Annotated in this window: 15 protein-coding genes; 9 read left to right on the forward strand and 6 right to left on the reverse strand. The window is 71.5% G+C overall.

The features are described 5' to 3' along the window. The first annotated feature begins 5 nt into the window (after window positions 1–5). Window positions 6–986 carry a UDP-glucose 4-epimerase GalE gene (gene galE / locus AB0924_RS06700; RefSeq protein WP_358930297.1) on the forward strand — a complete coding sequence of 327 codons (981 nt, stop codon included), beginning with the start codon at window positions 6–8 and terminating at the stop codon, window positions 984–986. A gap of 43 nt (window positions 987–1,029) precedes the next feature. On the opposite strand, the gene AB0924_RS06705 is transcribed toward galE, so the two are convergent. After that, window positions 1,030–1,656, reverse strand: coding sequence for a TetR/AcrR family transcriptional regulator (locus AB0924_RS06705; protein WP_358930295.1), 627 nt, complete (start codon window positions 1,654–1,656; stop codon window positions 1,030–1,032). A 199-nt stretch (window positions 1,657–1,855) separates the two neighbouring features. Here AB0924_RS06705 and AB0924_RS06710 point away from each other — a divergent pair, with 199 nt between their 5' ends. The 4 genes from AB0924_RS06710 (at window position 1,856) to AB0924_RS06725 (ending at window position 7,622) form a co-directional block, all read left to right on the forward strand. Further along, window positions 1,856–2,764 (forward strand): ABC transporter permease, encoded by a 909-nt coding sequence (locus tag AB0924_RS06710; protein WP_358930292.1) that lies wholly within the window; start codon window positions 1,856–1,858, stop codon window positions 2,762–2,764. Then, a complete protein-coding gene (locus AB0924_RS06715) occupies window positions 2,757–3,614 on the forward strand; it encodes an ABC transporter ATP-binding protein (RefSeq protein ID WP_358930290.1) in 858 nt (285 codons plus the stop codon). Before AB0924_RS06710 ends, AB0924_RS06715 begins: the two co-directional genes overlap by 8 nt. Before the next feature lie 151 nt (window positions 3,615–3,765). Then, window positions 3,766–5,961, forward strand: coding sequence for a CDP-glycerol glycerophosphotransferase family protein (locus tag AB0924_RS06720; protein ID WP_366910821.1), 2,196 nt, complete (start codon window positions 3,766–3,768; stop codon window positions 5,959–5,961). Further along, window positions 5,958–7,622, forward strand: coding sequence for a glycosyltransferase family 2 protein (locus AB0924_RS06725; protein WP_366910822.1), 1,665 nt, complete (start codon window positions 5,958–5,960; stop codon window positions 7,620–7,622). The genes AB0924_RS06720 and AB0924_RS06725 overlap by 4 nt, the downstream gene beginning before the upstream one ends. A 150-nt stretch (window positions 7,623–7,772) precedes the next feature. Here AB0924_RS06725 and AB0924_RS06730 read toward each other — a convergent pair whose 3' ends face one another. Continuing rightward, entirely contained in the window at window positions 7,773–9,248 is a 1,476-nt protein-coding gene (locus AB0924_RS06730) for a hypothetical protein (RefSeq protein ID WP_366910838.1), read from the reverse strand. Window positions 9,249–9,423: 175 nt separating this feature from the next. Next, a complete protein-coding gene (locus tag AB0924_RS06735; RefSeq protein WP_358930284.1) occupies window positions 9,424–14,373 on the reverse strand; it encodes an NAD-glutamate dehydrogenase in 4,950 nt (1,649 codons plus the stop codon). Between the two features lie 642 nt (window positions 14,374–15,015). Between AB0924_RS06735 and AB0924_RS06740 the strand changes: the two genes are divergently transcribed. Continuing rightward, on the forward strand, window positions 15,016–15,582 hold the full coding sequence (locus tag AB0924_RS06740) for a DJ-1/PfpI family protein (protein WP_366910823.1): 567 nt from the start codon (window positions 15,016–15,018) through the stop codon (window positions 15,580–15,582). Between the two features lie 45 nt (window positions 15,583–15,627). On the opposite strand, the gene AB0924_RS06745 is transcribed toward AB0924_RS06740, so the two are convergent. Together AB0924_RS06745 and AB0924_RS06750 are read right to left on the reverse strand one after the other, a co-directional pair. Continuing rightward, window positions 15,628–16,293, reverse strand: a complete 666-nt coding sequence (locus AB0924_RS06745; protein ID WP_366910824.1) for an HAD hydrolase-like protein — start codon at window positions 16,291–16,293, stop codon at window positions 15,628–15,630. 58 nt (window positions 16,294–16,351) lie between these two features. Then, entirely contained in the window at window positions 16,352–16,864 is a 513-nt protein-coding gene (locus AB0924_RS06750; RefSeq protein WP_366910825.1) for a hypothetical protein, read from the reverse strand. Between the two features lie 290 nt (window positions 16,865–17,154). Between AB0924_RS06750 and AB0924_RS06755 the strand changes: the two genes are divergently transcribed. After that, window positions 17,155–17,640, forward strand: a complete 486-nt coding sequence (locus AB0924_RS06755) for an Rv3235 family protein (RefSeq protein WP_358930276.1) — start codon at window positions 17,155–17,157, stop codon at window positions 17,638–17,640. 332 nt (window positions 17,641–17,972) lie between these two features. Here AB0924_RS06755 and secA read toward each other — a convergent pair whose 3' ends face one another. Further along, a complete protein-coding gene (gene secA, locus AB0924_RS06760) occupies window positions 17,973–20,783 on the reverse strand; it encodes a preprotein translocase subunit SecA (protein ID WP_358930274.1) in 2,811 nt (936 codons plus the stop codon). Window positions 20,784–21,035: 252 nt separating this feature from the next. Between secA and AB0924_RS06765 the strand changes: the two genes are divergently transcribed. Together AB0924_RS06765 and AB0924_RS06770 are read left to right on the forward strand one after the other, a co-directional pair. Next, a complete protein-coding gene (locus tag AB0924_RS06765; RefSeq protein ID WP_358930272.1) occupies window positions 21,036–21,608 on the forward strand; it encodes a GNAT family N-acetyltransferase in 573 nt (190 codons plus the stop codon). A 63-nt stretch (window positions 21,609–21,671) separates the two neighbouring features. Then, window positions 21,672–22,871, forward strand: a complete 1,200-nt coding sequence (locus AB0924_RS06770) for a crosslink repair DNA glycosylase YcaQ family protein (protein WP_358930270.1) — start codon at window positions 21,672–21,674, stop codon at window positions 22,869–22,871. Window positions 22,872–22,876 lie beyond the last annotated feature (5 nt).

Here is a 22,876-nt window from a genome sequence, read left to right on the forward strand (position 1 = left end):
TCGCAATGACCTGGCTGATCACCGGCGGCGCCGGTTACATCGGAGCGCACGTCGTCCGTGCGATGACCGAGGCGGGCGAGCGGACCGTGGTGTACGACGACCTGTCCACCGGTGTGGCCGAGCGCGTACCGGACGAGGTACCCCTGGTGCGGGGCTCGATCCTGGACGCCGGGACCGTGGCGCGTACGCTCGCCGCGCACGAGGTCACCGGCGTCGTCCACCTGGCGGCGAAGAAGCAGGTCGGCGAGTCGGTGGAGCACCCGCTGCGGTACTACCGGGAGAACGTGGAGGGCCTGCGCGTCCTGCTGGAAGCCGCGGTGGCGGCCGACGTCACGTCCTTCGTGTTCTCCTCGTCCGCCGCGGTGTACGGCATGCCGGACGTGGACCTGGTCACGGAGGAGACCCCCTGCCTCCCGCTCTCCCCCTACGGCGAGACCAAGCTCGCCGGCGAGTGGCTGGTCCGGGCGACGGGCCGGGCGACCGGGCTCGCGACCGCGTCCCTGCGCTACTTCAACGTGGCGGGCGCGGCCGCCCCCGCACTGGCCGACGCGAGCGTCTCCAATCTCGTTCCCATGATCTTCGAGAAGCTCACCGAGGGCGTGCCCCCGCGGATCTTCGGCGACGACTACCCGACCCCCGACGGCACCTGCGTCCGCGACTACATCCACGTGGCCGACCTGGCCGAGGCCCATGTGACCGTCGCGCGCGCCCTGCGCTCCGACCCGGGCCGCGACCTGACCCTCAACATCGGCCGCGGGGAGGGCGTGTCGGTCCGCGAGATGATCGACCGCGTCAACGCGGTCACCGGCTACGACCGCCCCCCGGCCGTCACCGCCCGCCGCCCCGGCGACCCGGCCCGCGTGGTGGGCTCCGCCGACCGCATCGCCACCGAACTGGGCTGGCGGGCCAAGCGCGACGTCCAGGACATGATCGCCTCCTCCTGGGAGGGGTGGACGCACCTGCACCCGGAGGCTGCGCGTTCCTAGGACGCTCCCGGCCTCCTGGACCCGGCCGTCCCCCGGCGGCCGGTCACAGCGCGGTGAGGGCCGCCGCGGTGGCTCGGGCCAGGGTGTCCAGGTAGTCCTTCGGGAGCCTGGGGGAACGGATCACCACCGAGCGCCAGTAGAGGGGCCCGGAGATCAGGTCCAGGGCGAGGTCGGTGTCCACCCCGGACCGCACCTCCCCGCGCCGTTCCGCCGCGGCCACGATCTTGCTGGCCACCGAGTCCTGGCCGTCCCGCACCGCCTTCTGCAGCGCCTCGGCGATCTCCGGGCTGCGGGCCGCCTCCGCCTGGAGGTCGGGGATGATCTGCGAGGCGACGGGGTGGCGCAGGGCGCGGGACGTGACGCCGTAGAGCAGGCGGAGGTCGCCCTCCAGCGAGCCGGTGTCCGGGACCGGGAGCCCCAGCACGGCCATCGCCGAGACCACGTCCAGCACCAGGTGCAGCTTGGAACGCCAGCGCCGGTACACCGCCGTCTTGCCTACGCCCGCCCGCCGCGCGATCCCCTCGATGGACATCCTGGCGTACCCGACGGCCGCCAGCTCCTCGAAGACGGCCGCCCGGATGGCCTCGGTCACGTCCTCCCGGAGCACGGCGGCCCCCGCGGGGGCCCTGCGGCGCGGACGCTTCGGGGTCTCGTCGGCGTTCGTCGTCATACGGACCAGCATAGGGCGTTACGACGAAACGGTTGCGTTCCGACGTTCGATGGTTCTACTCTCACGTTGCGACGATACGGTCCCGTCCCGACGTAAGAGAACGTGAAGAGAAGCGTAAGGAAACGCCGGACGACGGACGGGGACCACCCAGGCCCGGCGACCGCCGGCGCACCCCCTCCCCCGAGCGAAAGCAGCGGATGTGAGTCAGGTCCTCCACACACCGCCCCCGACCCAGGTCCCGGCCGAGGACGACCTCGCGGCGCTGGCCGCCCGGCACGGCCTGTCGGTCAGCGGCGCCCGCCCCTCCCTGCCGGCGTACGTCCGCCAGCTGTGGGCGCGTCGCCACTTCATCACCGCCTTCGCCACCGCCAAGCTCACGGCCCAGTACAGCCAGGCGAAGCTCGGCCAGGTCTGGCAGGTCATGACCCCGCTGCTGAACGCGGCGGTCTACTACTTCATCTTCGGCGTCCTGCTCGGCACCAAGCAGCACGTCCCCGACTACGTGCCGTTCCTGGTCACCGGCGTGTTCATCTGGACGTTCACGCAGAGCTCGATCATGGCGGGCACCCGGGCCATCGCCGGCAACCTCGGCCTGGTCCGCGCCCTGCACTTCCCGCGCGCCGCGCTGCCGATCTCCTTCGCGCTGCAGCAGCTCCAGCAGCTGCTGTTCTCGATGGCCGCCCTGGTCGTCATCCTGCTCTGCTTCGGCGTTCCGGTCGCCGCCTCCTGGGTGCTGGCGATCCCCGCCCTGGTGCTCCAGTTCACGTTCAACGCCGGCGTGTCGATGGCCGTGGCCCGCATGGGCGCGAAGACCCCCGACATCGCGCAGCTCATGCCGTTCGTGCTGCGGACGTGGATGTACGTGTCCGGCGTGATGTGGAGCATCGACAAGATCGACAAGAACGATCACCTGCCGCACGCCGTCAAGCTGCTGCTGGAGCTGAACCCGGCCGCCGTCTACATCGACCTGATGCGGTTCGCGCTGATCGACAGCTTCCACAGCCTGCCCCCGCACGTGTGGGCGGTCGCGACGGGCTGGGCCCTGCTCGCCGGGGTCGGCGGCTTCATCTACTTCTGGAAGGCTGAGGAGACCTACGGCCGTGGCTGAGCAGACCGGGACCACCAGCGAGATCCCCACCGTCGTCGCCGACAAGGTCGACATCGTCTACCGGGTCAACGGCACCGGCGCCGGGCGCGGCACCGCCACCGCCGCCCTCAACCGCATCCTGCGGCGCAAGCAGGCCGAGAAGGCGGCGGGCGTGCGCAAGGTGCACGCGGTCAAGCAGGTGTCGTTCGTCGCCTACAAGGGTGAGGCGATCGGCCTCATCGGCACCAACGGCTCCGGCAAGTCGACGCTGCTGAAGGCGGTCGCCGGCCTGCTGCCCGTGGAGAACGGGCACATCTACACCGACGGCCAGCCCTCGCTCCTCGGCGTCAACGCGGCGCTGATGAACGACCTGACCGGCGAGCGCAACGTCCACCTCGGCGGACTGGCCATGGGCATGTCCCGGGAGGAGGTCAAGCAGCGGTACCAGGAGATCGTCGAGTTCTCCGGGATCAACGAGAAGGGCGACTTCATCACCCTGCCGATGCGGACCTACTCCTCCGGCATGGCGGCCCGGCTGCGCTTCTCCATCGCCGCCGCCAAGGACCACGACGTCCTGCTCATCGACGAGGCCCTGGCGACCGGCGACCGTTCCTTCCAGAAGCGCTCCGAGGCCCGTATCCGCGAGCTGCGCAAGCACGCGGGCACGGTCTTCCTGGTCAGCCACAACAACAAGTCCATCCGCGACACCTGCGAGCGGGTGCTGTGGCTGGAGCGCGGTGAGCTGCGGATGGACGGGGCCACGGAGGACGTCCTGAAGGAGTACGAGGCGTTCACGGGCGACAAGAGCGACAAGCCGGCCCGGAAGCCGGCCAAGAAGGCGGCGCCCAAGGCTCCCGCCGCCACACCCTGACGCCGAAACCCCGCCCGCGGAGCGTCGTTCTCTCAGTGGGCCCGCCGCCGCGGAGCTCTTACCTCGGGCGTGGTTATCCATTTCATACCGCTAGTGACAGTATGTTATGAAAGGTGCCCACCAGAGACGGCGAGCCCAAGGAGCCTCCGCGATGCCCCACCTCAGCGTCATCGTCCACGGGCCGAACACCCAGGGGCATCTGACCGAGCTGCTGGCCGCGCTGGAGACCCGCCCGCTCCCGGACATCGAGGTGATCGTCGCGGCGGTCGGCGACTGGGCCCGGGAGACGGCCGAGCAGTACGCCCCGGAGACGGTCGTGGTGCCGCTGCCGGAAGGCACCGGTGACGGAGCGGCCCGGGCGGCGGGGGCGGCCCGGGCGTCCGGCCGCTGGCTGCACTTCGTACACGCCAAGGACGGTCTGCCCGCCGGGGCGTCCCGGATGGTCGCCGAGCGCGCCGCGGAGCTGGACGACACGGTCGACGTACTCCTCTTCGACCATGTCACCACCACCTGGCGGACCGCGGCGGCCCCGTCCCCCGGCGGCCGCCACCTCGCCGCCGCGGGCCGCGCCGACCTGGCCCTGGACGACGCGGCCGACCTGCTGCGCCTCGCCCCGCTGCTCGGCACCCGCGCCCTGCGCGCCGGCTTCTGGCGGGCCCACGAGGACCTGCTCACCACCGACGACGAGCCGTACGCGGCCTACGCGGCCCTGCTGCGCGCCGGCCGCGTCGCCTGCCTGAACCAGGTGGCGTACGACGACCGCCTGCTGCGCCCCGAGAGCCTGCCGCCCCTCGCCCCCGAGGACCGGTACGCGCTCATCGAGCGCTACGAGTCCCTGCTCCCGCTCACCAGGGACCGCCGCGCGGCCCGCGCGGTGCTGTACGACCTGATGGTCCGCGACCTGCTGCGCACCTTCGCCCGGGAGGACCTGCCCGACCCGGTGGCCCGCGAGTTCTTCCGCCGGGCCTCGCTGGCCGCGGTCCGCTGGCGCCCCGAGACCCACCGCCGCCCGGCGGGCCTCGAGGGCGTCCGGCACACGCTGCTGGAGGACGGCGCGTACACCAGGTACCGCGCCTTCCAGGCCGCCAACCGCACCCGGCGCGCGGCCCGGAAGGCGGTACGCGACCGCAAGCGGCAACTGGGCACGAAGGTCCGCGACCAGCAGTACCGCAGGGCGCTGAGCCGCCCGGTCGACCCCGAAATGGCCGTGTTCGCCGCCTACTGGGAGCGCGGGGTCGCCTGCAACCCGGCCGCGATCGCCGCCCGGCTCGGCGAACTCGCCCCGCACATCCGCCGGGTGTGGGTGGTGAACAAGGAGAACGCCGCCCTGCTGCCGCCCGGCACCGACCACGTGATCCCCGGCACCCGCCGCTACTGGGAGACGCTGGCCACCGCCAAGTACCTGACGAACAACGTCAACTTCCCCAACGCGGTGGTCAAGCGCTCCGGAGCGGTCCACCTCCAGACCCACCACGGCACCCCGCTCAAGCGCATGGGCCTGGACCAGCGCGACCACCCGGCCGCCGCCAAGGGCCTGGACTTCGCCGCCCTGCTGGCCCGCGTCGACAAGTGGGACTACAGCGTCAGCTCCAACAGCCACTCGACCCGTATGTGGGAGCGCGCGTACCCGGCCCGCTACACGTCGCTGGACCACGGCTATCCGCGCAACGACGTCTTCTACACGAGCGGCGCCGCCGAGGTCCGCGCCGCCCGTGAGCGGCTGGGCATCGCCCCCGGCGCGACGGCCGTCCTCTACGCCCCCACCCACCGTGACTACGAGGCCGGCTTCACCCCCCGGCTCGATCTCGCCGCCCTGGCCGACCGGCTCGGCGACAACACGGTCCTGCTGGTCCGCGCCCACTACTTCTACGGCGGCGCCGCCTCCCCGCTCACCGGGCTGCGCCGGTCCGGCCGGATCATCGACGTCTCCTCCTACGACCCGGTCGAGGAGCTGTGCCTGGCCGCCGACGCGCTGGTCACGGACTACTCGTCGATCATGTTCGACTACGCCAACCTGGACCGGCCGATCGTGATCCACGCCGACGACTGGGAGACGTACCGCACCACCCGGGGCGTCTACTTCGACCTGATGGCCGACCACCCGGGCCAGGTCGCCCGCACCCAGGAGGAGCTGACCGAGATCCTCACCTCGGGTGCCTGGCGCGACGAGAGCGCGGCCAAGGCGCGGGCCGCCTTCCGGCGCCGGTTCTGCGAGTACGACGACGGACGCGCCGCCGAGCGCGTCGTACGACGGGTCTTCCTCGGCGAACCCGAGGAGGCGCTGCCCCCGGTGATCCCACTGGCGGAACGCACCCCCGCCCCGAGCCCCGAGGAGGCCGGCGCATGACGCTCCCCGACGTCACGGTCACCGTCATCGTCTTCAACGACGCGGCCCGCCTCCCCCGCGCGGTCGCCTCCCTGCGCGCCCAGACCCACGCCAACATCGAGATCGTCATCAGCGACGACCACTCCACCGACGACACGCCCGCCGTGGCACGGGAGCTGGCCGCTCGGGACCACCGCATCCGCTACCTCCGGCTGCCGCGGAACAGCGGCGGCTGCAGCGCACCGCGCAACCGGGCCATCGAGGTCGCCCGGGCGCCCTACCTGATGTTCCTGGACAGCGACGACGAACTCCCGCCCCGCGCCGTCGAGTCGCTGCTCGCCGCGCACCGCGAGCGCGAGGTGGACTTTGTCATGGGCGCGGTGCGCCGGGTACGGGTGGACAACGGGCGCCGCTCGACCTGGATGCCGCACCTGGTCGCCGAACACCGCACGCTGGACGGCATCGAGGCCGACCCGCGGCTGCTGTTCGAGCACCTGTCGACGAGCAAGATGTACTCCCGGGCGTTCCTGGACCACCACGGGCTCCGCTTCCCCGAGGGCATCCACTACGAGGACCAGTTGTTCTCGGCCCAGGCCTACTGCCTGGCGAAGGCGTTCACGATCATCCCGGACCCGGTGTACGTCTGGTACATCGAGCCGTTCGCCGCGCAGGCGGCGGCGTCCATCTCCAACCAGCGGCACAAGATCTCCAACGTCCGCGACCGGGTGCACGTCCAGCGCCTGATCGACGACTTCCTGGTCGAGAGCGGGCACGCGGTGCTCCGCGAGGACAAGGACTACAAGTTCCTCAAGCACGACTTCCGGATGTACGCGGGCGACCTGCCGTACCGGGACGACGCGTGGCTCGGGGACTTCGCGCAGATCATGAACCCGTACCTGGACACGCTCGCGGACGGCGCCTTCGTCCGGCTGCCCCGCCCGGAGCGGGTGGTGCTCGAGCTGCTGCGCGACGGGCGCCTGTCCGACGTCCGGCTGGCGGCGCGCGGCCTCGGCCACAACGTGGCCCCGCGACAGGTGACCACCGACGCCTCCGGCGCCGCCTACTGGGGCGACACGCCCCCCACGACCGACCGGGGCCGCCGTGAACTGGACGTCTCCGACCTGGAGCTGGACACCCGGCCGTTCACCAGCGCCCAGTTCCGCCACGAGATCACCGAGCTGACCCGGGGGCCCGGCGCCTGCATCGACCTCACCATCCGCACGTTCGACCCCGGCCTGCGGCTCCCGGTGGGACCGCAGCGCGCGAGCCTGGTGCTGAGTCCCGGCCGGCGCCGTCTGACGGTCCCGTTCCGGCTGGACCCCGTGCGACCGGGTGTCTTCGAGGGCAGGGCCCGGCTGGACCTGGCGGCGGCACCCCTGCCCGTACAGGGCTTCGACGGCGTACGCCACCCGCTGCTCCGCCTGTCACAGCAGGGCCTGGCCAACTCCGGCCTGCTGCTGGCCCCCCTGGACTTCCCCTCGGCACGGGCCCGGGTCGATCACCGCGCCGGCCTCACGGCCCACGAACTCACCATCGAACCCGAAGGCCGCAACCCGGGCCGCCTGCAGATCCGCTGGCACCCCCGCTCCCTGACAGCCCACGTGATCCGCCCCCTGACCCGCAGACTCTCCCACCCCAAACTACGCAACGCGGGCCGCCTGGCATCCAGCCTCCTCAAGTAACGGGCATGCGTGCCGCCAGGGGCGGCACGGGTGGGCGGTGGGGGTCCCCCCGCTCGAGCGAAGCCGAGAGTGGGGGGAGGCACCCCGCAAGCGCGGGCAAGCGAAACATCCACCGGGCCGGCACCAACACCGCGCACCCGGCAACACCGCTCACCGCTCAACCTCGTACAGCACCTGCCCCCCAGGCCCCCCAGCCACCCGCCGCAACCACGGCTCCGCGTCCCCCCTCCCCCCGACCACCCACCGCACCCCGTACTCCCGCAACACACCCCGCCGGACGGAATCAGCCGCCCCCGCCGAGAAATACCGCCGCTCCGCGGCCTCCCGCGCCCCCGCCGACGGCAGGAACACGTCCGGATACCCAGGGGCCACCGTGTACGCCCCGTACGCCGGAATCTGCCGAGAGGCCATCGTGCGCGCCATCACCACGTCCCCGTACCCCACCCACGGCGTGACCCAGTGATACCCGGCCCACGGCGCCCGGTACTTCGCCGCGACCGCGCCCGGCAGCGCGTCCCGATCCGCCACGTACCCGAGCGTCCCGGCCTGCGTCCACGCCCCCACCAGCAGCGCGGCGCCCAGCGCACCGGCCCACGCGGCCCGTACCGCCCGCCTCCCCGCCGACACGGCCTCCAGCGCGGCCGCGAGCTGGGCCGGGATCAGCGCGGCGGGCAGCGCCCGTCCCCACGAGTAGTGCCCGGTCAGCCCGCCCGCGGCGAACACCAGCGCGCCGAGCAGGAAGAACAGCACCAGGGGATCCCGGCGGTCCCGCCGCCACCGCGCCCCCAGGGCCATCACCCCGAGAAGGACCAGCCCGAACCGTCCGGCCAGATCGCCGTACAACGACCGGTGGATCGCCTCGAGACCGGCGCCCGCGGAGAACAGCGCGAAGAAGTCGTAGTACGGCCACGCACCCAGCAGCACCAGGCCGAGGGCGACCGCCGCACCGAGCCGCGGCAGCTCGGGCCGGCCCGGCCGTGCGGCGATCACCGCGGCCAGCGCCCCGAGGGACGCCACGACCCCGGTGAACTGGTGGCACAGCAGGATCAGCGCCCAGAGCGCGCCCAGACCGAGCCACCCGCCCCAGCCGGCCCGGGAGCGCAGTGCCCGGGTGAGCCACGCCCAGAGGTGGAACGACAGCCCGAGGGCGAGGACGCTGGGGTACGACACCGTCAGCGCGAGGGAGTTGAGGCCGAGGAAGCCGCTCCAGTTGAACAGGAGCGGTCCCCACAGGAGGACCAGGCACAGGAACGCCAGGGCGGGCGCCGCGCGATGGGCGCTGAGGGTGCGGACGTAGCGCCACACACCGGTGGCCAGCAGCCCCAGCCCGACGAGTGCGCCGACCCGCAGCACGTTGAACACCGACATGCCGGTCACCCGGGCGAGGCAGCCCAGCAGCAGCATCCAGGGTGAGTAGTACGGGCTCGGTGTGTCGGCGTCGACCAGCGGGTTCCCCGGGTGCAGCAGACTGTGCCGCAGTCGCTGCACGGTCGCCGCGTGCATGCCGAGATCGCCCGCCCAGGGCAGACGGACGATCACCAGGAGCATCAGGACCAGTACGAGTGCCGCGGCGACCGGGGGGAGCGCCCGCCCGGCCCGTGCGGCGCCGGGCGGCGCGGCGCGCATCCCGCGCGACCGCTGCCGGGCGGTTCTCGGTGAGGTCGCTGTCACAGCCCAGACCCTATCGGAAATGTCCCGTTGGCCCGGAAGCGAAGTATTCGGCCGAGGAGGCGGGAAAGCAGGCGCCCCGGGCCTGGGCCGGCCCGGGGCGCCCGCTACAGCCGTACGTCCACCGCCGCGGCTACGAGTGCGAGCGCAGCAGCGTCCGCATGGTCCGCATCGCCACCGACAGGTTGGCGAGGTCGAACTCGTCGGAACCGCGGATCTCCACCAGGGTGGTGCGCGCGCGGGAGAGCAGGGCGGCGTTCTTCTGCTCCCACAGGTCGAAGCGCTGCTCCGGCGTGGAGGTGCCGTTGCCGACGGCCAGGACGTCGGCGGTCAGCGCGGCGTGCGCGGCGTACAGGTCCTCGCGGATCGCCGCGCGGGCCATGGACTGCCAGCGGTCGTTGCGCGGCAGCTCGATGATGCGGTCCATGAGCTGGGTGATGCCGAGCCGGTCGGCGAGGTCGTAGTACACCTCGGCGACGTCCAACGGCTCCTTGCCCATGCGGTCGGCCACCGAGACGATGTCGAGCGCCGGGAAGGCGGAGGAGAACCCGGCCACGCGGGTGGCCAGCTCGTCCGGGACCCCGGCGGCGGACAGCTCGTCGAACACGTGCTGGTACCACTCCTGGTCCGCGCCCCGCAGCAGCTTCGGAAGCTGCTGCCAGACCTGCTCGACCCGCTCGGCGAAGAAGTCCACCGTCTCGGCGAGCTGAAGCGGCTGCGGCCGGTTGTTCAGCAGCCAGCGCGTGCCGCGCTCGACCAGACGGCGCGAGTGCAGCCGGATGCGGGTCTGGACGGCCGCCTCGACCTTGTTGTCCAGCTCCTCCACCGCGTCCCACACCGGCGCCGAGCAGAAGATCGCGCGGGCCGCGGTCTGGGCGCGGACGATCTCCTCCAGCGAGGCTCCGGTCTCCTCGCGCAGCCGGTGCAGGTAGGTCGTACCGCCCGTGTTGACCGTGTCGTTGACCAGCACGGTTGTGGTGATCTCGCGGTGCAGCGGGTGGCTGTCGATGCCGTCCGGGAACCGCTCGCGCAGCGCCGTCGGGAAGTAGGCGTGCAGCAGGGTGCGCAGGTACGGGTCGTCCGGCAGCGAGGTGTGCAGCAGCTCCTCGGCCACCGTGATCTTCGTGTACGCCAGCAGCACGGCCGTCTCCGGGCCGGTCAGGCCCTGGCCCTGGGTGAGGCGTTCGCGGATCTGGCGGTCGGTGGGCAGGAACTCCAGCGCCCGGTCGAGGTGGCCCTCGCGGACCAGGTGGCGGATGAACCGCTGCTGCGCGTGCAGCATGTCCTTGGACTGGGCGAGGGCGTTGGCGATCGCCGTGTTCTGCGCGTAGTTGTTGCGCAGCACCAGGCTGCCGACCTCGTCGGTCATCTCGGCGAGCAGCTTGTTGCGCTGCTTGACGGTCATGTCGCCGTCCGCGACCAGCCCGTTGAGCAGGATCTTGATGTTCACCTCGTGGTCGGAGGTGTCCACGCCGGCGCTGTTGTCGATCGCATCGGTGTTGATCCGGCCGCCGTGCAGCGCGAACTCGATGCGGCCGAGCTGGGTCAGGCCCAGGTTGCCGCCCTCGCCGACGACCTTGACGCGCAGGTCGCCGCCGTCGACGCGGATGGCGTCGTTGGCCTTGTCGCCGACGTCGGCGTTCGACTCCGCCGACGACTTCACGTACGTGCCGATGCCGCCGTTCCACAGCAGGTCCACCGGGCTGTGCAGGATCGCCTTCATCAGGTCGGCCGGCGTCATCTTGGAGATCTTCTCCTCGATGCCCAGGGCCTGGCGGATGTGAGCGTTGAGCGTGATCGCCTTCGCGGTGCGCGGGAAGATCCCGCCGCCCGCCGAGAGCAGCTCGGTGTCGTAGTCGGCCCAGCTGGAGCGGGGCAGCTCGAACAGCCGGCGGCGCTCGGCGTAGGAGGTGGCCGCGTCCGGGTTCGGGTCGATGAAGATGTGCCGGTGGTCGAAGGCGGCGACCAGGCGGATGTGCTCGGAGAGCAGCATGCCGTTGCCGAACACGTCACCGGACATGTCGCCGATGCCGACGACCGTGAATTCCTCGCTCTGCGTGTCCAGGCCCAGCTCGCGGAAGTGCCGCTTCACGGACTCCCAGGCGCCGCGCGCGGTGATGCCCATGCCCTTGTGGTCGTAGCCGGCCGAGCCGCCGGAGGCGAAGGCGTCGCCGAGCCAGAAGTGGTACTTCTCGGCGACCTCGTTGGCGATGTCCGAGAAGGTCGCCGTGCCCTTGTCGGCCGCGACCACCAGGTAGGTGTCGTCGCCGTCGTGCCGTACGACGTCCTGCGGCGGGACGACCTCGCCGGCCACCATGTTGTCGGTGATGTCGAGCAGCGCCGAGATGAACGTCTTGTAGCTGGCGATGCCCTCGGCCAGCCACGCGTCCCGGTCCACGCTCGGGTCCGGGAGCTGCTTGGCGACGAAGCCGCCCTTGGCGCCGACCGGCACGATGACGGTGTTCTTCACCATCTGCGCCTTGACCAGGCCGAGGATCTCGGTGCGGAAGTCCTCACGGCGGTCGGACCAGCGCAGGCCGCCTCGGGCGACCTTGCCGAAGCGCAGGTGCACGCCCTCCACCCGCGGCGAGTACACCCAGATCTCGTACGCCGGGCGCGGCGCGGGCAGGTCCGGGATGGCCTGCGGGTCGAACTTCATGGAGACGTAGTCGTGCGGCTCGCCGCTGCGCGCCTCCTGGAAGAAGTTCGTGCGCAGGGTGGCCTTGATGACGGTCAGGAAGGAACGCAGGATGCGGTCCTCGTCGAGGCTCGCCACCTGGTCCAGGGCCGCGTCCAGCTCCTCCAGCAGGGCGTCGGTGATCTCCGACCCGGCCTTCTGCCGGTCCGGGGACATCCGCGCCTCGAACAGGGAGACGAGCAGCCGGGTGGTGTGGACGTTGTCGCGGAGGGTGTCCTCCATGTAGTCCTGGCTGAAGGTGGATCCGGCCTGCCGCAGGTACTTGGCGTACGCGCGCAGCACCATGGCCTGCCGCCAGGTCAGCCCGGCGCTCAGCACGAGGGCGTTGAAGCCGTCGTTCTCCGCCTTGCCGGTCCAGGTGGCGGCGAAGGCCTCCTGGACGCGCTCGCGGGCGTCGTCGCCGAAGTGGTCGGTGCCGGCCGGCGACTTGGGCATGCGCAGGCCGAAGTCGTAGATCCAGGCGGTGGTGCGGTCCGCGCAGCGCAGCTCGTACGGCCGCTCGTCCACGACCTCCACACCGAGCCGCTGGAGCACCGGCAGGACGGCGGACAGGGAGACCGAGGCGCCCTTGCGGTAGATCTTGAAGCGGCGCTCGTCGGGGGCGGCGCCGACCGGCTCGTACAGACTGAGGGAGAAGTTGTGGCCCTTCTCCTCGCTGAGCCGCTCCAGGTGGACCAGGTCGGCGACCGCCGCGCGCGGGCTGTGGTCGGCCTTGTAGCCCTCGGTGAAGGCGTTGTTGTAGCGGCGCAGCAGCTCGGCGGCGCGCTCCTCGCCCAGCTCGGCGTTGAGCGCCTCGGCGAACGCGTCGGCCCAGGACCGGGCGGCCTCGACCAGCCGGGCCTCGATGCGCTCCTTGTCCGCGTCCGACAGCTCGGGCAGCTCGGTGCCCGCCGGGACCCGGACGACGAAGTGCAGCCGGGACAGGATCGACTCGGTGTTCCAGGCGGTGAAGTCGACGCTGATGCCGCCGAGCTCCTCCTTCAGGATGTCGATGATCCGCAGCCGGACGCCGGTGGTGTAGCGGTCGCGCGGGAGGTAGACGAGGGCCGAGTAGTAGCGGCCGTACTCGTCCTGCCGCAGGTACAGCCGCAGCCGGCGGCGCTCCTGGAGGTACAGGACGCTCGTCGCGATGGACTGCAGCTCGGCCACCGGAGTCTGGAACAGCTCGTCGCGCGGGTAGGTCTCCAGGATCTGGAGCAGGTCGCGGCCGTCGTGGCTCTCCGGCGAGAAGCCGGCGCGCTGCAGGACCTCGGCGACCCTGCGCCGGATGACCGGGACGCGGCGGACCGACTCGGTGTAGGCGGCGGAGGAGAACAGACCGAGGAAGCGGCGCTCGCCGACGACGTTGCCGTCCGCGTCGAACTTCTTGACGCCGATGTAGTCCAGGTACGACGGCCGGTGCACGGTGGCGCGGCTGTTGGCCTTGGTCAGCACGAGCAGCTTGTGCTCACGGGCCTTGGCGCGGGCGTCCGCGGGCAGCCGCTCGAACGAGGGGCTGACCGGGTGCTGGTCGTCCTCGGAGTGGTGCGGGTCCGCGCGCAGTATGCCGAGACCGGTGCCGGGCACGGCGGCCAGGCAGTCGTCACCACGCAGCTCGTACTCGCGGTAGCCGAGGAAGGTGAAGTGGTCGGCGGAGAGCCAGCGCAGCAGCTCGCGGGCCTCCTCGGCCTCGGCGGCGGGCAGGTCGCCCGGCAGCGGCTCGCTCTCCAGGCCGTCCGCGATCCGGCCGGCCGCGTCGCGCATCTTCTCCCAGTCCTCGACGGCCTCCCGGACGTCGGACAGGACGCGCAGCAGATCGGCGGTGATCTGCTTAAGGTCGGCGCGGTCGGTCTCCCGGTCGATCTCGACGTGGATCCAGGACTCGATGTGCGCGTCGTGCGGGAGGTCGCCGGTGGGCGCGGTCGGCAGAACCTGGATCAGCTTGCCGGTGACGTCGCGCCGGACGACGAACTGCGGGTGGATGACGACGTGGATGCCGCGGCCCTGGCGGGTCAGCTCGTTGGTGACCGAGTCGACGAGGAAGGGCATGTCGTCGGTGACGACCTCCACGACGGTGTGGCTGCAGGTCCAGCCGTTCTCCTCCACCGTCGGGGTGTGCACCCGGACGTTGGCGGTGCCCTGCGGCCGGTGCTCGGCGAGCCGGTTGTGCGAGGCCGCTGCGCCGAAGACGTCGTCCGGGTCGCGGTCCGAGAGGTCTTCCGGGGCGGTGTGCAGGTAGTAGCGCTGGAGGAACGCGTGCCCGGCTTCGCTGTCGGGGGCACCGGCCGCGCCCTCGCCCGTCGCCGTCGTCCCGGTCGGTAGGTGCCCCCCGACCGGGCTGTTCTCAGCTACCCGGGCCGCCCGTTCGAGCAGCTCGGCCTTGGCTTCGTCCAGCTTGGTCTGCATTGTCCTCTGGCTCCTGTCGCGCGCCGTTGCGTGACGTAGAAGGAAATACGGTCTCTTTCCCTCCGGCTCGACGCCACGGCCCGGGGTGTCCGGTCCGATCCGACGCTATGCCGCGAGGTGAGAAGAGCGGGGGGTATTCGGCCATTTTCGACGTGCCCGCCGGATGTGACGCCGGTCTCGGCGCCGCCGGCTCCTGGGCCGTCGTCGGCATCCCGGGGGCTTCGGCGCCCCCGGCCCGCCCGCGAAGACCAGCGACCGCCGCCCGGTCACGGAGGTGCTCCGTGCAACCCGGGCGCGGGGCAGGGGCGACGTTGCCCCCGCGAGCTATCGCGCTGATCACGCCACAAGGCTATCGCTCCTCACCCGGGGGTCGTCATGAGCCGTATGTGTACAAAACCGGGGGGTGAAGTTTGACGTTCTGCACAGGGGTGGGGCGGCGACGCGTGGCGTATCCGGCGGCGGGCGAAGCGCGGGCACGGCGCCGGCGGGCCGTCGGACGGGGTACCGGGTCGCGTCGCGGTGCGGTGCGCCGCACCCTGAAAGCGACGGGCCCTCTTGGCAAGCGCGCCCGGTGCGGGCACCTTGCCCAGGACAGCGTCCGTCCCCGTGCAGGGGGGCCGTGCCCGCCCAGGAGGTGCCGACATGCCCGCGAAGATCCTCATCGTCACCGGCGACGCAGCGGAGTCCCTGGAAGTCCTCTACCCCTACCAGCGCCTGCGCGAGGAAGGCTACGACGTCCACATCGCGGCCCCCACCCGCAAGACGCTGCGTTTCGTCGTCCACGACTTCGAGCCCGGCCTCGACACCTACACCGAGAAACCCGGCTACACCTGGCCCGCCGACCTCCCCTTCGCCGAGGTCGACCCCGGTCAGTACGCGGCGCTCGTCATCCCCGGCGGCCGCGCCCCCGAGTACCTGCGCAACGATCCCGAGCTGCGCAAGATCCTCAAGGCGTTCTTCGACGCGGACAAGCCGGTCGCCCAGATCTGCCACGGCCCCCTGCTCACCGCCGCCGTCGACAGCCTCAGCGGCCGGAGGGTCACCGCCTATCCCGCCCTGGAACTCGACATGCAGGCCGCCGGGGCCCACTTCGAGGACACCGAGACGGTGGTCGACGGCACCCTGGTCTCGGCCCGCGCCTGGCCGGACCACCCGACCTGGATGCGGGAGTTCCTGACGGTGCTGAGGGCCAAGGCCCCGGTGACGTGACGACTGCCCCGCCCCAGCGCGGGGCGCCGGCGCTCCCGGCTCCGCTCACGCCGCTATTCGCTGTGCCTCCGCGACCGCCTCGGCCAGCGTGTCCACCACCGGGACCCCGACTTCCTCCAGGCTGGCCCTGCTGTGCGACCCGCCGGTGTACAGCACCGCCCGCGCCCCCACGTGCCGCGCGGCCACCGCGTCGTCCGCCGCGTCACCGATCACCACGGTCCGCGTGGCCCGCACCCCGGTCAGCGCCTGCAGGTGCCGCACCATGTGCTCGGTCTTGCTGCCGCCGGACGGCCCCGTGCGTCCGTCCACCCGGAGGAAGTGCGCCTCGATGCCGAGGCCCCGCACCAGCGGTACCAGTTCCTCGTGGCCGTACATGCTCAGCAGCGACTGGCTGTTGCCCTCGGACCGCCAGCCGGCGAGCAGCTCGGCCGCGCCCTCTGCCAGCCCGCACCGCACCCGGTGTTCCGTGTAGTACCGGTGGAAGACGCCGTCCATCAGCTCCCACTCGGCGTCCGTCGGCAGCCGCCCGAGCAGCCGCTCGTAGAACTTCGGCACCGGCACGCAGTACAGCGCCCGGTACTGCTCCAGCGTGATCGGCGCCAGCCCCAGCTCGGCGAAGGCCGCGTTCGTCGCCCCGATGATCGCGTCATTGTCGTGGAACAGGGTTCCGTTCCAGTCCCAGACGATGTGCGAGCCTGTGTGCATCCCCATGTCCAAGACGGTACCCGCGCCCACTGACAATCAAGGCCGGCCGGGCCCGGGCAGCGGCCTAGGCCCGCTGCACCAGGTTGGGGATCTCCTGGGTGGCGTACCAGAGCAGCTCGTGGTCCTCGGCCCCGTCCACGACGAACCGCGCGTCGTCGTCCCCGCCGTCGGCCGCCTCCAGCGCCGCCACGGCCGCCGCCACGTCCTCCTCCGCGTCACCTGCGTCGACGTGCACCGCGGCCGCCTTGGCCAGCGGCACGGCACCGGTCACCGTCACCTCGCCGAGCGCGGCCGGTTCGAGCCCGCGGCCGGGGTCCGCCGTAACGGCGCCGTCAGCCACGTCGACGGCGACCACGACCCGGCGCCGCTCGGCACCGAAGTCGTCCGCCAGCAGCCGCAGCGAGGCCAGCGCGGCCCGGCCGAGCGCCGCGTACTCCAGCTCCTCGATGTCGTCGGAGACGTACCACTCGCGCAGCGCGGGCGTGACGCCGTACGCGACGAAGGGGCCACTCCCCAGCTCACCCGTCTTGTGCGCCTCGGCGAGACCGGGAAGGGTCAGGGGGACGTAGACGCGCATGGCTGGCCGCACTTTCCTGGTCGTCGACGGGCCTTCAGGATACGTGCGCCCGTCCCCTTTCGAGTCCCCGCCCGCACCCCCGGCGGCGTCCACCCGGCGCCTCGCGGCTCACCCGGTCGCACCGCCTGATCACGGGACTTTCAGGGGTCCGCATCACTCGGATAAGTGAACTCGCGCGGCCCCTCGCCACGCGCCCCACGTTCCTTGCGATGCCGGCCTCCGCCCCCGTACAAGATCCCCACCAGCGAGTTACCGCCCGGTAGTTCCGGGCCCGCAGAACGGGGACACCCATGAACAAGGTCATGAGCCGCGGCACCGCTCAGCCTCGCCCACGCCACCGCCCTCCGACCCGCCACGACTCCCGTCGCCCGGGCGGCACGCCGCCCCGCAACCCGGTCCGCGGCCGGGCCGCCACAGCGCCCGTGACGGCCGTGGCGCAGCCCCGCCCCACCGACCTCTTCGCCGACCGCCTGCTGGCCGTCCTCAGCGGCCAGCGGCCCGTCCACTGGATGCTCCGGCACACCGCGGGACGCGCCTACGACGAACTCGCCCGGCTGGCCGAACGGGGACCGCTGCGCACCCGCGGCACCCGCCCCGTCGTCCGCGACATCGGCTACTACGTCCCCCGGACCGGGGCGCTCGAGGTCTTCGCCCGCATCGCCGCCGGCAACCACCTGCGCGCCATGGCCTTCCGCCTGGAACAGGGCCCGGACCACCGCTGGCGCTGCACAGCGGTGGAACTGGGCCCCAGGCCCCACCACACCCCGGAGGACTGACCGAATCAACAGCCGCGTAGCTGCGGCATGCGTGCCTCCCCCAGTGCCTCAAGAGCCTGGGGGACCCCCCAGGGCGGCACGGGTGGGCCATGGGGGGCCCTCCCCCCGCTCGAGCGAAGCCGAGAGTGGGGGAGGCACCCCGCTGGCGCGGGCAAGCGAAACCGCTCCGCCCAAGCCCCAACGCCGGGCATCCAGAAGCCCTGCCCAGCCCAGGCACGCAGCGACACAGCGGCACAGCGGCACAGCGGCACAGCGGCACAAGCTACGAAACCCAAGGGGCCAGGCTCCCCGAAGGAACCTGGCCCCAAGTAGTCGGCCGAAGCCCGGCAGGGCTACTTCTTGCGACGCCGTCCGCCCTTGGCCTGCCGACGCCGCTCCGCCCGCGTCAGCCCGTCGGACTCGGAACGGACGGGCTCGTCGTCCTCGAGGTCCCGCTCGAGGATGCCGCCCTCACCGTCCACGGTCGGCGCGGAGAAGTGCAGATCCCGGCGCTGCGGAACATCCAGACCCTTGGCCCGGATCTCCGGACGCGCGCCCGCCTGAGCCGGCACATGGTCCTGGACGCCCTCGGCGACCGGCTCGGCCTCCTCGACCGGCACCTCCTCGACCTGCTGCTCGACCTGGACCTCCAGGTTGAACAGGTAGCCGACGGACTCCTCCTTGATGCCCTCCATCATGGCGGTGAACATGTCGAAGCCCTCGCGCTGGTACTCGACCAGCGGGTCCTTCTGGGCCATAGCGCGCAGGCCGATGCCCTCCTGGAGGTAGTCCATCTCGTAGAGGTGCTCGCGCCACTTGCGGTCCAGGACCGACAGCACGACCCGCCGCTCCAGCTCACGCATGATCTCGGAGCCGAGCTGCGTCTCACGGGACGCGTACTGCTCGTGGATGTCGTCCTTGATGGACTCGGAGATGAACTCGGCGGTCAGACCGGCCCGGTCACCCGCCGCGTCCTCCAGCTCCTCGACGGTGATCTTCACCGGGTAGAGCTGCTTGAAGGCGCCCCACAGCCGGTCCAGGTCCCAGTCCTCGGGGAAGCCCTCGGCGGTCTCCGCGGCGACGTACGCGTCGATCGTGTCGTCCATGAAGTGCTGGATCTGCTCCTGCAGGTCCTCGCCCTCCAGGACGCGGCGGCGCTCGCCGTAGATGACCTCGCGCTGCCGGTTGAGCACCTCGTCGTACTTCAGGACGTTCTTACGGGTCTCGAAGTTCTGCTGCTCGACCTGCGACTGCGCGGAGGCGATCGCGCGCGTGACCATCTTGTTCTCGATCGGCACGTCGTCCGGCACGTTCGCCATCGACATCACGCGCTCGACCATCTGGGCCTTGAACAGGCGCATCAGGTCGTCACCGAGGGAGAGGTAGAAGCGGGACTCGCCGGGGTCGCCCTGACGGCCGGAACGACCGCGCAGCTGGTTGTCGATACGGCGCGACTCGTGCCGCTCGGTGCCCAGCACGTACAGCCCGCCGAGGTCCTCGACCTCTTCCTTCTCGGCCCTGACCGCCTGCTCGGCCTTCTCCAGGGCCGCGGGCAGCGCGTGCGCCCACTCCTCGATGTGCTCCTCGGGGTCGAGGCCGCGCTGCCGCAGCTCCGCCTCGGCGAGGTCCTCGGGGTTGCCGCCGAGCTTGATGTCGGTACCGCGGCCGGCCATGTTGGTGGCCACGGTCACGGCGCCTCTGCGGCCGGCCTGCGCGACGATCGACGCCTCACGCTCGTGGTGCTTGGCGTTCAGCACCTCGTGCTGGATGCCGCGCTTGCTGAGCTGCTGCGACAGGTACTCCGACTTCTCGACGGACGTCGTGCCGACGAGGATCGGCTGGCCCTTCTCGTGCTTCTCGGCGATGTCGTCGACGACCGCCTCGAACTTGGCCACCTCGGTGCGGTAGATCAGGTCCGACTGGTCCTTGCGGACCATCGGCTTGTTCGTCGGGATCGGGACGACGCCGAGCTTGTAGATCTGGTGGAACTCGGCGGCCTCGGTCATCGCCGTACCGGTCATGCCGGAGAGCTTGTTGTAGAGGCGGAAGAAGTTCTGCAGGGTGATCGTGGCGAGCGTCTGGTTCTCGTCCTTGATGTCCACCCCTTCCTTCGCCTCGATCGCCTGGTGCATGCCCTCGTTGTAGCGGCGGCCGGCGAGGATACGGCCGGTGTGCTCGTCGACGATCATGACCTCGCCGTCGATGACGACGTAGTCCTTGTCCTTCTTGAAGAGTTCCTTGGCCTTGATGGCGTTGTTCAGGTAGCCCACGAGCGGGGTGTTCACCGACTCGTAGAGGTTGTCGATGCCCAGCCAGTCCTCGACCTTGCTGACACCGGACTCGTGGATGGCGACCGTGCGCTTCTTCTCGTCGACGTCGTAGTCGCCGGTCTCCTCCATGCCCTTGAGCGGGTTGCCGGCCTCGCCGCGCTTGAGGCGGAGGACGAGCTTGGCGAAGTCGCCGTACCACTTGGTCGCCTGGTCGGCCGGGCCGGAGATGATCAGCGGCGTACGGGCCTCGTCGACGAGGATGGAGTCGACCTCGTCGACGATGGCGAAGTTGTGGCCGCGCTGGACGAGCTCGTCCTGGGACCACGCCATGTTGTCGCGCAGGTAGTCGAAGCCGAACTCGTTGTTCGTGCCGTAGGTGATGTCGCACGCGTACTGCTCACGGCGCTGGGCCGGCGTCATGTTGGCGAGGATGCAGCCGACCTCGAGGCCGAGGAACTTGTGGACGCGCCCCATCATCTCGGAGTCACGCTCGGCCAGGTAGTCGTTGACCGTGATGAGGTGGACGCCTTCGCCGGACAGGGCGTTCAGGTAGGCGGGCAGCGTGCCGACGAGGGTCTTGCCCTCACCGGTCTTCATCTCCGCCACGTAGCCGAGGTGGAGCGCGGCGCCGCCCATCAGCTGCACGTCGTAGTGCCGCTGGCCGAGGACGCGCTTGGCCGCCTCGCGGACGGTGGCGAACGCCTCCGGGAGGAGGTCGTCCAGGCTCTCACCATCGGCGTACCGCTGCTTGTACTCCTCGGTGAGGCCACGCAGCTCGGCGTCGGAGAGGTCGACGAAGTCCTCTTCGATGGAGTTGACCTGGTCCGCGATGCGGTGCAGCTTGCGCAGGATCTTGCCTTCGCCTGCACGCATGATCTTCGAGAGGACGGACACGGGGGCTGGTCTCCTTGCCGGTCGGGCCTGGGACGGTCGGGTTTCCTTCTGACGTACTGAGCAACGGCCATCGTATGCGAGGACCCGGCTGCGCCGGGAGGCCTGGCGGCGCGACGGCTGCTTCACCATGGACAACGGACGACCACCGTGGATAGTGCCGCACCGCGGCGGGGAATTGCGCGAAATGTGATCGCCCGCTCACGCACGGCTGAAAACCTGGCGCGGCGTGTGCCGTCCGCCCAGAATCGGCCGATGGAACCCGTCACACTCACCACCGACCGTCTCCTGCTGCGCACTGTCGGTCCCGACGACACCGAGGCGGTGTACCGGGCCGCGCAGGATCCGGACACGCAACGCTGGATCTCCCACTTGCCCTCGCCCTATCTGCGTGAGCACGCCGAGGGTTTCACCGGGCAGATGGTGCCCGACGGCTGGGCCTGCGACTCGATGTACACCTTCGGCCTCTTCCTCCCCGGTGGGGAGCTGACGGGGATGCTCGGCATCACGATGCACGCGCTGGGCGTCGGCGAGGTCGGCTTCTGGGCCGTCAGGGAGCACCGCGGCCGCGGATACGTCACCGAGGCCACCCTCGCCGCCGCCCGCTGGGCCTTCACCGCTCTGTCCGTCGACCGCCTGGAGTGGCGCGCGGAGGTCGGCAACGTGGCCTCGCGCGCGGTGGCCGAACGCGCCGGTTTCACCGTCGAGGGCACCCAGCGCTCGGGCGTCAACAACAAGGGCGTGCGCCGCGACTGCTGGGTGGGCTCCCTGCTCCCCTCGGACCTGGGCCTGCCGTCGACGGCTCCGTATCTGCCCGCGCGCGGCTGACCACTCACCGGCGAAACCGCAGCTCGTGCCCCGTTGTCAGTGGCGGCCTCTATCGTCCGATCCATGACGACCCTTCCGCGCCCCACCATCGCCCTCACCGCGGACGACGCCCGCCGCATCGCCCTGCGGGCCCAGGGCTTCCTCGGGGCGCCCGACCGGCGGGCCGGCGTCCGCGGGGTGCTCCGCCACCTCGGCGCGGTCCAGCTCGACACCATCTCGGTGCTCGCCCGCTCGCACGAACTGATCCCGTACGCGCGCCTGGGCGCGGTCGGCCGCGGGACCGTAGAGGCCGCCTACTGGAAGACACCGGCGGCAGGCGCGTCCGCGGCCCCCCACGCCTTCGAGTACTGGTCGCACGCCGCGTGCATCCTCCCGGTCGAGGAATGGCCCCACTTCGCGTTCCGCCGGCGCGCCTACCGCAACCGCCCGCACTGGAACCACCAGTTGCCCGACGGTGTCTACGACCAGGTCGTCAAGCAGTTGCGAGCGGAAGGCCCGCTCACCGCTACGGAGCTGGGCGGCGCGAAGAGGACCAGCGACTGGTGGGACTGGTCCGGCACCAAGGTCGCGGTGGAGCGCGCCCTGATGTACGGCGAAGTGGTGTGCGTCGAGCGCCGCGGCTGGAAGCGGGTGTACGACCTGGCCGAACGGGCGATCCCGGACGCGCTGTTGCACGACGAGCTGGACGACGCCGAGTGCGTGCGCCGCCTGGTCCGGCTGGCCGGTGAGGCCCTGGGCGTCGGCACGCGTGCGGACATCTCCGACTACCACCGCCTCAAGGGCGAGCAGGTCGACGCGGTGATCGACGACTCGGGTCTGGTGCCGGTCGAGGTGGCGGGCTGGGCCAAGCCCGCCTGGGCGGATCCGGCCGCTCTCGCCGCGCCGCCGCGGGGCCGGCACCGCACCACACTGCTCTCTCCGTTCGACTCGCTGATCTGGGAGCGTGCGCGCACGGAGCGGATCTTCGGCTTCACCCACCGCCTCGAGGCCTACGTCCCCAAACAGAAGCGGGTCCACGGCTACTTCGCGATGCCGGTGCTGGCGGGCGGCCGGCTGGTCGGCCGCGTCGACCCGGCCCGCGAGGGCCGCACGCTGGTGGCACGGCAGGTCACCCTGGACGGGGCGAAGGCGGTCCCGGCGGTGGCCCAGGCACTGGTCGAGGCGGCGGGCTGGGTGGACTGCACGGACGTCCGGGTGGAGCGCGTGGACGCGCCCGGGCTGCGCGAGCCCCTCATCGGGGAACTCGCCGTTCTGCTCGGCTGAGGCCG

The organism is Streptomyces sp. NPDC047869 (assembly GCF_040704065.1).
Taxonomy (GTDB): Bacteria; Actinomycetota; Actinomycetes; order Streptomycetales; family Streptomycetaceae; genus Streptomyces.

What these genes read in the sequence shown, in the direction of transcription:
- AB0924_RS06720 (WP_366910821.1), top strand. Translation starts at nt 3,766, where the DNA reads ATGCCCCACCTCAGCGTCATCGTCCACGGGCCGAACACCCAGGGGCAT.
- AB0924_RS06750 (WP_366910825.1), bottom strand. Translation starts at nt 16,864, where the DNA reads ATGCGCGTCTACGTCCCCCTGACCCTTCCCGGTCTCGCCGAGGCGCAC.
- AB0924_RS06770 (WP_358930270.1), top strand. Translation starts at nt 21,672, where the DNA reads ATGACGACCCTTCCGCGCCCCACCATCGCCCTCACCGCGGACGACGCC.
- AB0924_RS06735 (WP_358930284.1), bottom strand. Translation starts at nt 14,373, where the DNA reads ATGCAGACCAAGCTGGACGAAGCCAAGGCCGAGCTGCTCGAACGGGCG.
- AB0924_RS06725 (WP_366910822.1), top strand. Translation starts at nt 5,958, where the DNA reads ATGACGCTCCCCGACGTCACGGTCACCGTCATCGTCTTCAACGACGCG.
- AB0924_RS06740 (WP_366910823.1), top strand. Translation starts at nt 15,016, where the DNA reads ATGCCCGCGAAGATCCTCATCGTCACCGGCGACGCAGCGGAGTCCCTG.
- AB0924_RS06755 (WP_358930276.1), top strand. Translation starts at nt 17,155, where the DNA reads ATGAACAAGGTCATGAGCCGCGGCACCGCTCAGCCTCGCCCACGCCAC.
- AB0924_RS06745 (WP_366910824.1), bottom strand. Translation starts at nt 16,293, where the DNA reads ATGGGGATGCACACAGGCTCGCACATCGTCTGGGACTGGAACGGAACC.
- AB0924_RS06705 (WP_358930295.1), bottom strand. Translation starts at nt 1,656, where the DNA reads ATGACGACGAACGCCGACGAGACCCCGAAGCGTCCGCGCCGCAGGGCC.
- galE (WP_358930297.1), top strand. Translation starts at nt 6, where the DNA reads ATGACCTGGCTGATCACCGGCGGCGCCGGTTACATCGGAGCGCACGTC.
- AB0924_RS06730 (WP_366910838.1), bottom strand. Translation starts at nt 9,248, where the DNA reads ATGCGCGCCGCGCCGCCCGGCGCCGCACGGGCCGGGCGGGCGCTCCCC.
- AB0924_RS06765 (WP_358930272.1), top strand. Translation starts at nt 21,036, where the DNA reads ATGGAACCCGTCACACTCACCACCGACCGTCTCCTGCTGCGCACTGTC.